At 48.3% G+C, this 10,971-nt stretch carries 4 protein-coding genes; all 4 read right to left on the reverse strand.

All coding sequences use genetic code 11. The features are described from left to right. The coding region (locus KE626_RS26980) for a RagB/SusD family nutrient uptake outer membrane protein (protein WP_211976140.1) at nucleotides 1-1,710 on the reverse strand (1,710 nt) is incomplete at its 3' end. An 11-nt stretch (nucleotides 1,711-1,721) separates the two neighbouring features. Then, nucleotides 1,722-4,847 carry a SusC/RagA family TonB-linked outer membrane protein gene (locus tag KE626_RS26985; RefSeq protein WP_211976141.1) on the reverse strand — a complete coding sequence of 1,042 codons (3,126 nt, stop codon included), beginning with the start codon at nucleotides 4,845-4,847 and terminating at the stop codon, nucleotides 1,722-1,724. A 271-nt stretch (nucleotides 4,848-5,118) separates the two neighbouring features. Further along, nucleotides 5,119-9,186 (reverse strand): hybrid sensor histidine kinase/response regulator transcription factor, encoded by a 4,068-nt coding sequence (locus KE626_RS26990; protein ID WP_211976142.1) that lies wholly within the window; start codon nucleotides 9,184-9,186, stop codon nucleotides 5,119-5,121. Nucleotides 9,187-9,326: 140 nt separating this feature from the next. Continuing rightward, nucleotides 9,327-10,961, reverse strand: a complete 1,635-nt coding sequence (locus tag KE626_RS26995) for a RagB/SusD family nutrient uptake outer membrane protein (protein ID WP_211976143.1) — start codon at nucleotides 10,959-10,961, stop codon at nucleotides 9,327-9,329. Between the last annotated feature and the right edge of the window lie 10 nt (nucleotides 10,962-10,971).

The following is a 10,971-nucleotide window of genomic DNA, read 5'->3' on the forward strand; positions in this document are numbered from 1 at the left end:
CACAATGTATTGTTTGTAGATCTCCGTGTTGGGGAAAGGATACAGGTACATCTTATCGTTCCACACCCTTTGTTCAAACACCACCTGGTCGAAATGAAATTCGCTGCTGCCGGTTATGGGCTTCAGTCTCAGGCCATACATCTTCCCGTTCATAATCCCTTCATCGCCGGCAATTTTCCAGCGCCGTACATCCCAGTAACGATGTTCTTCGAATGCCAGTTCCACGGAACGTTCATTTCGTATAGCCGTTCTCATTTCTTCTTTTGTTTTACCGGAAATGGCAGGCATACCGGAGCGGGCGCGGATGGTATTGACAGCGGCATATACTTCCGTTACAGGACCCTGTGCCTCATTCAGCGCTTCGGCGTAGTTAAGGTAAAATTCCGCGAGGCGGAATACCGGCCAGTTAATGGTAGCGCCATAGGTAGACCAGGTAACGTTTCGCGGCAGGAATTTATGCAACCACTGTCCGCCGCCACGGTCGCCTCCATGCAGGGCAGGTTTACCGTCGGCCTTAATATACATCTGCACAGCACCTACTTCGCTGTTCCAGTTGCTGCCGTTGTACCCGACGGATTGTGCAAACCGGGGATCCAGGGAGGCATACATGGCATTGGCGTTATCGCCCGACTGGGGCCAGGTTTGCGCGCCACCGGTCTTCTTCTCGTAAAGCTTTACGAAGTTCAGCGGCACGGAAATACCATACCAGCCGCCATAAATATTTACCGGCATGGTGAAATTGAAATAGTCGCTGTAGATACCCCACCAGCCATTGGATTTATTGGCCAGGATAATTTCTGCGTTGTCGGGTTGCGACCACGCATATTCATAATTCTTATCTGCCCCAAACTCCGTGATCAAACGGCAGCTGCCGGCAGGAGCCCAGTCCAGCAAAGCTTTCGCGGCATCAGCCGCTTTCTGCCAGCGGGCGGCATCATAGTTATGGTAACCCACCAGCGTAGCGGTAGCATCGGTAGTAGTTACGTAGGAAGCAGCACTGTTAAACAAGGGACTTGCGGCGTATAGCAGTACCCGTGATTTCAGCGCCAGCACAGCGCCTTTGGTAATGCGCCCCCGCAGGAAACCTGTTTGTGCTGCGGGCAACGCAGCAACGGCGGCATCACAGTCGCCGATAATGAAGTTGATGCATTCTTCAAACTTGTTGCGTGGCAGTTTGAGATTATCGCTGTTCAGCAAACGCTTGTCTACAATCGGTACGCCCCCATAGCGTTTCACCAGCTCAAAGTATTGCAGTGCGCGGAGAAAACGTGCCTCTGCTTTTAACTGCGCTTTATATTCCCCGCTGGCATCCGGTACACCATCGATGCGCTCCATAAAAATATTGGCTTTGCGGATAGCTTTATAATGGGTATTAAAATCATCTTCCGGGTTATCGTTGGCATTCCATTGTCCTTCGTTAAAACGGTTGGCTCCCGGCCAGCTGTCGGCAATATCACCTTCATCGCAGGCAGCTGCCAGCACACCGGCTACGATACCGCCGCTGCTGGAATTACTCCATCCTGTAGGCAACCCGGAAGGGATACTGTTACCGTATACATCAAACAAAAATGTTTCTGCATTACGAAGCTTTGAAAAAATCGTGTCCTCCGTAATATCCACTGATGGCGGCTTCTCCAGGAAGTCCCGGGTACAGGAAAAAAAGGCGCCCAACAGCAGGCTGAGTATGATATAATATTTTACTTGTTGCATGATTTGTTTTTTTAGAACTGCAGATTCAACCCTACGTTGTACACTTTTTGTTGCGGATAAAACTGTCCGCGGCCATCCGGCGCTTCCGGATCATAGGTTTTGAGCGACGACCAGGTAACCAGGTTCATACCGTTGGCATATACCCGCACACTGCTGATCCTGGCCCGTTTCAGGATACCTTCGGTGAAGGTGTACCCGATTTCCACGTTCTTCAACCGCACATAGCCGGCATCTTTCAGCCAGTAGCTGGAACGCTGATAGTTGTTACCCGCAGGGCTTTGCGACAAACGCGGGAAACTGATCTTTTCTCCTGCCTTATACCGTTCTTCGTTCCAGCGCTCCAGGTGTACTGTCATGGCATTACGCCAGTCGGTATCAAAAGGCCATGCCGCCATTTGCTCCAGGTACACGAATGCTTTATCTGCCCCCTGGAATAACACAGAGGCATCAAATCCTTTATAGGAGCCGCCAAATGAAAAGCCGTAAATAATCTGCGGGAACTGCGAATAGCCAATAGGCATCTGGTCGTCGTTATTAATAATGCCGTCGCCATTTACATCCTTGTAGCGGATATCGCCCGGTTGCAAAGCATCGCGGCCATTGGCCCCCGGGGCATAGGACGACTGCGGTCTTTTGGCATCGTTGATCTCGTCCCAGCTGTTAAACAATCCTTCTGCCACCAATCCAAAATATTGGCCTACCGGGTTGCCGGTTTCGTTCTGGTAAGGATACGAACGTGGCGCTTCATCTTTAAATTCTATTTTATTGCGGGCAAATGAATAGTTCGCTTTTACCCAATAATTCACGTTACCTGCATGATCATTATAACCGGCTTCCAGTTCAAAGCCTTTATTGCTTACCCTGCCCAGGTTGTATGCCGGCAGGTCGTTTACACCCACAATACCGGGTACTGCGCCACGCATGGCCAGGATATTATTGCGCTTTTCCTGGAAGTAATCGCCGGTGAAAGAAAACCTGCTGTCAAATAATTTCATTTCCACACCGATGTTCGATTTCTTCGCCCGCTCCCAGGTAACATCCGGGTTGCCAAGTTTACCTTCATAAGAGCCGCCATACCATTGGTAAGTAGACCCTACTTCCCCGAAATTATATCCACCGCCGTATGCAAAGGCAGAAGGAAGATACAGGAATCGTGATCCGCCATTGAAGATATCGGACAGCTTGTCGTTACCTACTTCTCCATATGATCCCCTGACTTTCAGGAAGGTGAGGTACTTATTTTTTGGAAAGAAAGGCTCCTCAGAGGCGACCCAGCCAAGGGAGTAGGCCGGGAACCAGCCAAACCTGCTGCCTTCAGGAAAGTTCTCCGAACCATTATATCCCATGTTAAACTCTACGAGGTAACGGCTTTTGAAGTTATAGGTAATACGGCCTGCCATTCCCAGGTAAGCATTGGGTACTTTATAGGTAAGACTCGGTGCATAGGCTTTGCTTTGATTATACAACAGCAAACCCGTTACCGTGTGCGCACCGAAAGTGCGGCTGTAGTCCAGCGCCAGTTCACCGTATATTTTCCGGCGCTTATCGTATCCTTCGCTGAAGCCAAGCGTAGTTTCTTCGCCCTGCGGCACATACAGTACATTGCCTGCATTGGCCGGATCTTTTACGGCGAGATAGGTAACGTTATTTTTGGAACGCCTTACGGAGTGGCTGTACCAGCTATCATAAGCGATAGTACCGCGGGCCGACAAACCCGCCGTGATAAAATCCAGCTTATGGTTCAGAATAACGGACGAATTCACATTGCTTTTAAACAGCTGCTGGTAGCCCGCATTGAGCATGGTCAATAAAGGGTTCCGCGCGTTTACTGCGCCGGAAATAGTTACCAGCTTACCATCCACGATACCGGGACTGCTGAAGGGATTTGCAGAAAGCACATCAAAGAAAATATCGCCGGCAGATTTGGCCGGGTAATTCTGATTCTCTACCTGTCCGCCGAGATTCACCTTTACGGTAAATAAAGGGGTTATATCAAAATCAAAATTAGACCGGAAGTTATACCGTTTGTATTTTGGATTGGCGCTGAACCCGGGGTTATAATCCGCATAGCGGTAAGCCCCGTTCTGATCGAAGTAGCCACCGGAAATAAAGTACCGCGCCAGCTGGGTGCCTCCGCTGATATTCAGGTTATGCTGCGACTGCAGGGAATAAGGTTTCAGCATCATATCAAACCAGTCAATGCTGGGATGAAACACCGGGTCCTTACCGGATTTAAACAGCTCCAGGTCTTCGTTGGTGAAATAAGGCTCCTTGCCATCATTTTTCAGCGCCTCATTTTTCAGCAGGGCATAGTCATAGCTGCTCACCATTTTAGGCAGCTGTGTAGGACTTTGCCGGCCCAGGTTGGAAGTTAAACTCAGTTTTGGCGGCCCCATTTTACCACGGCGGGTAGTGATCAGGATAACGCCGTTGGCGCCCCTTACCCCGTATACTGCCGTGGAAGACGCGTCCTTCAGTATGTTGATGGTTTCTATTTCGTTGGGATCTATCTGGTTGATGTTGGAACGTTCAATACCATCTACCATGATCAGCGGGTCGGAGCCCGAGCCGGCATCGAGAGTACCAATACCGCGGATTTTGAGACTGGAACCATCCTGCCCCGGCTCACCGCTGCGTTGTACGGCAATAAGGCCTGGCAGGCGCCCTACCAGCATATTGGATACGTTAGCCACCGGCGATTGCAGCAATTCTTTTGTACCAATGGAGGCCACCGCGCCGGTTACCGTCACTTTTTTCTGTACACCGTACCCCACCACGATCACCTCTCCGAGGTTCTTTTCATCGGGCTGCATTTTCACATTCAAAACAGCACCACTGCCCAATGATAGCTTACGGGTAATATATCCTATACAGGAAAATACCAGCACCCGGTGCCCGTCGGGCACATCTATACGGTAGTTACCATCGCCATCGGCTGAAGTAGATTTTTGGGTGCCCTCCACCACGATGGTGGTACCTATGAGGGGGCCGCCCTTTTCATCAGTTACCTTACCGGTAATGATAACGCCGGCCGGTTTTGCGGCGGCAAAAGTGGAAAAAGGTAATGAGGTCAGGGATAAGAGGACAACATAGGTTATCCGCAAAAAAGACCGTACACAACAGTAGCTTTTTTTCATAACGTCGGTATTGCTGTTTAGAATGACGGTGGCGATATGCCCCGTATTACGCTGGTTGACAGGGGTAAAATTCGGATGAATCATCCTGAAACAAGGGGGAGAGATTCGCCTATTTTGGGGGAGAAATTGGGAATAAGGCGCTGATTTTCAGGGAGCGGAAGGCAGAAAGCCTAAAGCTAAAAGCTATTGATGCGAATAATCTTAACGGATATTTCCCGCATTCATCATTCGCTTCAATAGCTTTTAGCTTTAGGCCTTCCGCTTTCTAAACTTAACTTTTCTGACTATCAAATTTCCGACGGTATTTCCGGATATAGGCCGATGGATTCATCTCAAAGACCTTACAAAATTGCTCACGGAAATACTTCACATCGTTAAATCCTACCTGGAAAGCTGCTTCATTAACATTGCAGCCGGTATTGATGAGCAGTTCGGCTGCCTTCCTTAACCGGATGAAACGGATAAACTCACTGACCGAGTGACCGGAAATGGATTTCACTTTTTTATACAGCGTAGAGTGACTGATCCCTATTTCGAGAGCAAACACTTTAATATTGAAGTTCGGGTTATCAAGATGCTTTTCGGTCACGGCAATACAACGGTGCAGGAACTCCTTGTACTCAGCCGATATTTTCTGGGTACCGGCATTCAGCGTTATCTCTTTATAAAAATACTGCTGCAGGATGTTACGGCTCCGGATAATATTAGTGATGCGGGCTACGAAAAGGTCCTTATCAAATGGTTTGCTCAGGTAATCATCGGCCCCGCCTTCAATACCCTTTAATTTTATTTCGGGAGAAGAGCTGGCGGTCAGCAATACCACCGGGATATGCCCCAGCGCCGGGTCGGACTTTATTTGCCGGCACAATTCTATCCCGCTCTGCCCTTCCATTAATACGTCGCTGATAATGATATCCGGCAGGTGCCTGCTGGCCAGTTCATAGCCTTCCCCTCCCTCCGATGCTTCATATATATTAAAAGTGTTCCTGAATATGCTTTTAATATAATCCCGTATCTGGCCGTTGTCGTCTACAATCAGCATACTTGGCCTGGGCGACAATAACACATCGAGTGTATCTTCGGCGGCAGCTTCCTCCGCTTCCATCTGCGCCAGGTCATCTTCCTCCACCAGTTCTTCCAGCAGGGACTCCATTCCGGCAGCTTCTTCAAAAATAGGATAGCCGTGCAGGTGATCTTTCCCTTTTTGCAGGGTGATGATAAAAGCAGTACCCATTCCCGGCTCACTTTCATAGGCCACCCTGCCTTTATGCGCCCCGATAAACTGCTTTACCAGGTACAACCCGATACCAAAGCCATTTTTCAGGGTAGTATCTTTCCCGGTTACCTGGTAAAAACGTTCAAACAACCGGTTGCCAACATCACGGGGGATACCGCAGCCGCTGTCGGTAACACGGATAACAATGCCTTCTGGTGTGTCTGACAGGGAAAAGCCAATGCTTCCGCCGTCAGGCGTATACTTAAAGGCATTCGACAACAGGTTAAATAATACTACTTCTATTTTCTCCCTGTCGGCATAGGCCATTACCTGCTCATTATTACAATTAAAATCAAACTGCAGCTTTTTCATGCCGGCCTGGTGGGTGAAGCAGAGATATACTTCCCGGCAGATAGCCGCCAGATCCAGGGGTACAATTTTTAACTGCTCCTCTTCCTGGTCGGCTTTCCTGAACAACAGCAGCTGGTCTACCAGGCTGAGTAAGCGGCGGGCATTGCGGTATACGATCGTCAGGTCCTTGCTTTCAATCTGACGGCCGTCGCTATACAACAGTTCTTTTACGGGGTTGATAATCAGCGTAAGCGGTGTACGGAATTCGTGCGATACATTGGTAAAAAATGACAGTCTCTTTTCATGTACTTCCTTTTCCTTCTCCGACTGCAAACGCGATAGTTCTATTTCATAACGTAAACGTGCCTGTCGTTGCTGGTAAAAACGATAGGCGTACAAAAGCCCGCCGGTAAGCAATCCGTATATCATATATGCCAGCCAGGTACGATACCAGGGCGGTAACACCGTAATTTTTATGATCCGTTCCTGCGGATTCCATACACCATCCGCATTGGTACTCTTTATCCGGAAGCGGTAACTGCCTTCATGCAAACGGGTATAGTTAGCGGTTCGTTGAGTGTTTACATAATTCCAGTCGTTGTCCCAGCCCTCCATATAATAAGCATAACTGATCTTATCGGGGGAAGAATATTCCAGCGCTACATAATCGAGGGAGAACACCGCCTTATCATAAGGCAATACCAGCTTATTGAGATAACTGAGCGGCTGGGCGTGGCTTCCGGCCGCTCCTTCTTCATAGGGCGTATTGGAGATCCTCAAACCCGCAATAAGCAGGGCCGGAAAATCGGTATGGTCCGCGATAGCAGCGGGGTCAAAAATATTAAACCCTTTGATGCCGCCGAATAGCAGTTCGCCGGTCGACAGCCGCAGGGCCGCATTGTAGTTAAACTGGTTGCTTTGCAAACCATCCGATTCATAAAAATTCTTACACTGTTTGCTGTCGGGATTGTAACGGACAATACCATTATAGGTGCTCATCCACAGGTTGCCCTTATTATCTTCCTCAATATTTAATATAGCGTTATTGGGTAATCCTTGCTGCTCTGCGATGGTTTTGGCTTTACCGGTACTGCGGTCAAACTCGAGTAAACCGCCCCCTTCGGTGCCCACCCAGAAATGATGGGCTTTGTCTTCATAAAGCGCACGGACGTTGAAATCCATATCATAATACCGGTGCTGCCGGTTTTTCCTATCTGCTTTGATCAGTTTAGTATAAGTACCGAACCAAAGATCACCGGCCCTGTCTTCCCCAATGGTAATTATATCGCGCAAGCCGGGATCAAAGCACTCGAACCGGTTGGCGGTTTTATTAAAGCGGTAAATGGTGCCGCCCATACAAGTGCCGGCCCACAGCGTGTTCTGGCTATCGATGTATAGTTTCCATACAAACTTATCTTCATAACCATTCAGACTGCACGAATATTTCTCAAAAGTGTGCTTTGCCCGGTTGTACCGGTTGATACCACCTCCAAAGGTGGCTACCCAAATATTGTTATCCTGATCCTTCACAATGCTGGTTACATTATCGTTGCTGAGGGACCCGGGATTGTTTTCTTTATGGGCAAAAGCAGTATAACAATTCTGCTGGCGGTTCCAGATAGAAATGCCGCCGCCATCGGTACCTATCCAGATGTCTTTATGTTCATCTTCACAAAATGAAAAAGCAAAATTGGCGGCCGGGCTCCCATCTGCCAAAGGATTTGTTGCGATGGTAGTAAAGCGGGACTTTTGTTTATCCAGGATATTAATACCGCCGCGGAGTGTGGCAATCCACTTACGTTGGTCCTGATCCTCATACACGGCATACACGGCGTTACTGGTAAGGGATGATTTATCTTTCCCGGTTTGGAGCTGCCGCGCGGCGCCACCTGCTGCTGGCATTACAAAAATACCGTCGCCATCAGTAGATACCCACAGTTGGTGGCCCGCATCGATCATCAAACCGAACACCTTAGTATCCTGCTGCCGTGTTGCTTGCAGCGAGCGGGAAAGTTGGTTAGTGGCGGGATCATACCGGTATACGCCATCATCGGTGCCCATCCACAACAATCCTGCATTATCAGCCAACAGGCAGTTCCCTCTTTTTTGCTGTTGATTTACCACCGTGATACGTTGCTTGTCTTCCTCGTAGCGGCAAAGCCCCACATTCTGCACAATGAGCCAGCAACGGCCCTGCACGTCGTTCACGATACCGGGAATATTACCGGTAAAAACAGTATCGCCATTTACCAGCGGCACCTGCCTGGCCAGGCCACTATTGGGCGGATACACCAATAGTCCGTGGTTGGAAGTGCCCATCAACACCTCTCCCCTGCGATTTGTAACAATCGAATACACTTCTGACAATACCGGTAACGTATCTTTTTTTCCCCATGAAGAATAATATACGGGCTGAAATAATCCAGTTGGTCCTTTTACCCGGTTGGCGCCATGCTTGGTGCCTACCCACATATAGCCGGTAGAATCTTCCGCAATGGTAACAATGCGGTTATTGGCCAGGGAGTTAGGTACTTTAAGCTGTTGCCGGGAAACTTTGAAACCGTACCCGTCAAAACGGTTTAGCCCATCGTAGGTTCCAAACCACATAAACCCGTAACGGTCTTTATGGATGCAGGTAACGGAGTTATTCGACAGCCCCCGCTCAATGCCGAGATGACTAATAGGTTGTTGTGCCTGTAGAATACTACAGGCAAACAGCGCTGCTAAAAACAGGTATATAATACTGGTACGTGGGTAAGGAATATAGATCACTGTATCTTGCTTTGAAGATCCTTTATAAGATGCCTTCAACCAAGATAATGATTAAATACTAATGGGGCAAAAAACGTCGGTTGGTCATAGCAGGTAAAAAAGGCAGCTGTTCTTTGAAAGAACAGCTGCCGGTTCATCACTCAATAACCGGGATTTTGCACGAGGTTATTATTTTTCTGTATTTCAGTTCTCGGTATAGGAAACAACGTTTTATTAATGTTGTTGGTAACTGCATGCGATAACCACGATTTTTTGGTAAATACACCAAACCGGATCATATCCGTACGCCGGTGCCCTTCCTGGTCAAATTCCCATCCCAGCTCATCTAAAAACCGTCCGTACCGGATATCTGCTCCGCCTTCATTGGTGAACTGGTTGTTTACCTTATCCTGCTGGCCATAGGCATAGCTACTGCCCAGCTGCAGTTGCGCACCGGTAACAATCGCCTTCGCAGGATCCGCTGCGAAACTTCGTTGTCTTACCTGGGTAACAATAGCGGCGGCAGCATTGGCATCGCCGTTTCTCAGCAGCGATTCCGCTTTCATCATCAATACTTCTGCATACCGGAAAATCGGGTAATCATTGCTTAACCTGTTGGTAGCACCCATTTTTATTTCAAATTTACCAAGGCGGAAACCATGTACGGACTCTCCTTTTTCCAGTCCGGGTAATTCATTTATAAAGGCCAGCGGTTTACCGGCAAAATCGCCCTGGGCTACATACAACATTTGTCCTGATGCGGTATATTGCTGCCCTTTGATCCAGTTACGCTGGTAACGCGCATCGGCCGGGTCAAAAGTGCTTAGAAACTGGGGGATACCGCAAATACCACCCCATGGCGTATTCTTAAGGTTGTAGGTGGCCTGGTTTTCCTGTTGCAATGTTTGCATATGAAGATCAAAAGCATTCCAGTTATTTGTATAGTCTTCATCCATCGGTAACGCAAAAACAATTTCTTTCGAATTCTGATTCTCCGTTACAAACACATTTTTCTGTGCGCCCTCCAGTATATAGGCTTTGGAATTGATGACACTGTCGCAGGCGGCAACACATTCCACCCACTTGGTTGTTCCCGTATAAACACCGGCATTCAGGTACATTTTGGCAAGCAGTGTAAACGCAGCCCACTTGTTAAATTTACCGTAGGTAGCAGCATTGTTATCTGCGCTGAGAAAAGGGATATTATCCAATAACTCCTTTACAATAAAATTGTATACTTCCAGCCTGGTATTTTGTTTGGGGAGAAAACCTACCGGCAGATCAAACTTTGTTACAATAGGAACATTGCCGTAAAAATCGCATAGGATGGCGTAGTAAGATGCCCGCACGACTTTCAGCTCAGCAAGCGTTGCTTCTTTTCCTTCCGCAATCTGGATAAGTCCGGATTCTATCTGGTAAATAATCCTGTTGCAGTTGGTAATACCTGCGTAGGTCCGTGACCAGGTTTGCTTCACCACATCGTCATCCGTGGTCCAGGTATGCTTATGTAATCTTTGATAAACACCATCATCAAACCATCCCCACGGGCGCTTCGGGATCACCAGCTGGTCGGCTGAAACTTCCTGCGCGCGCCACAAGCCGTTCCAGTCGAGCAATATAAAACGCCACTGTGAATAAGCCGCTCCTACCAGCGAAGGCAGGTCTGCCTTGGTAGGCTTAAATGAAGTGGATATGATGGCAGTATAAGGTGTGTCTTTTAATTTGGTACAGGCGGGCAAGGTAATGGTAACAGCAAGGATTACCACGAACGTATAAATGATGCTAAACTTTTTCATCAGCTAATAT

This window comes from Chitinophaga hostae, from assembly GCF_018224885.1.
GTDB lineage: Bacteria > Bacteroidota > Bacteroidia > Chitinophagales > Chitinophagaceae > Chitinophaga > Chitinophaga hostae.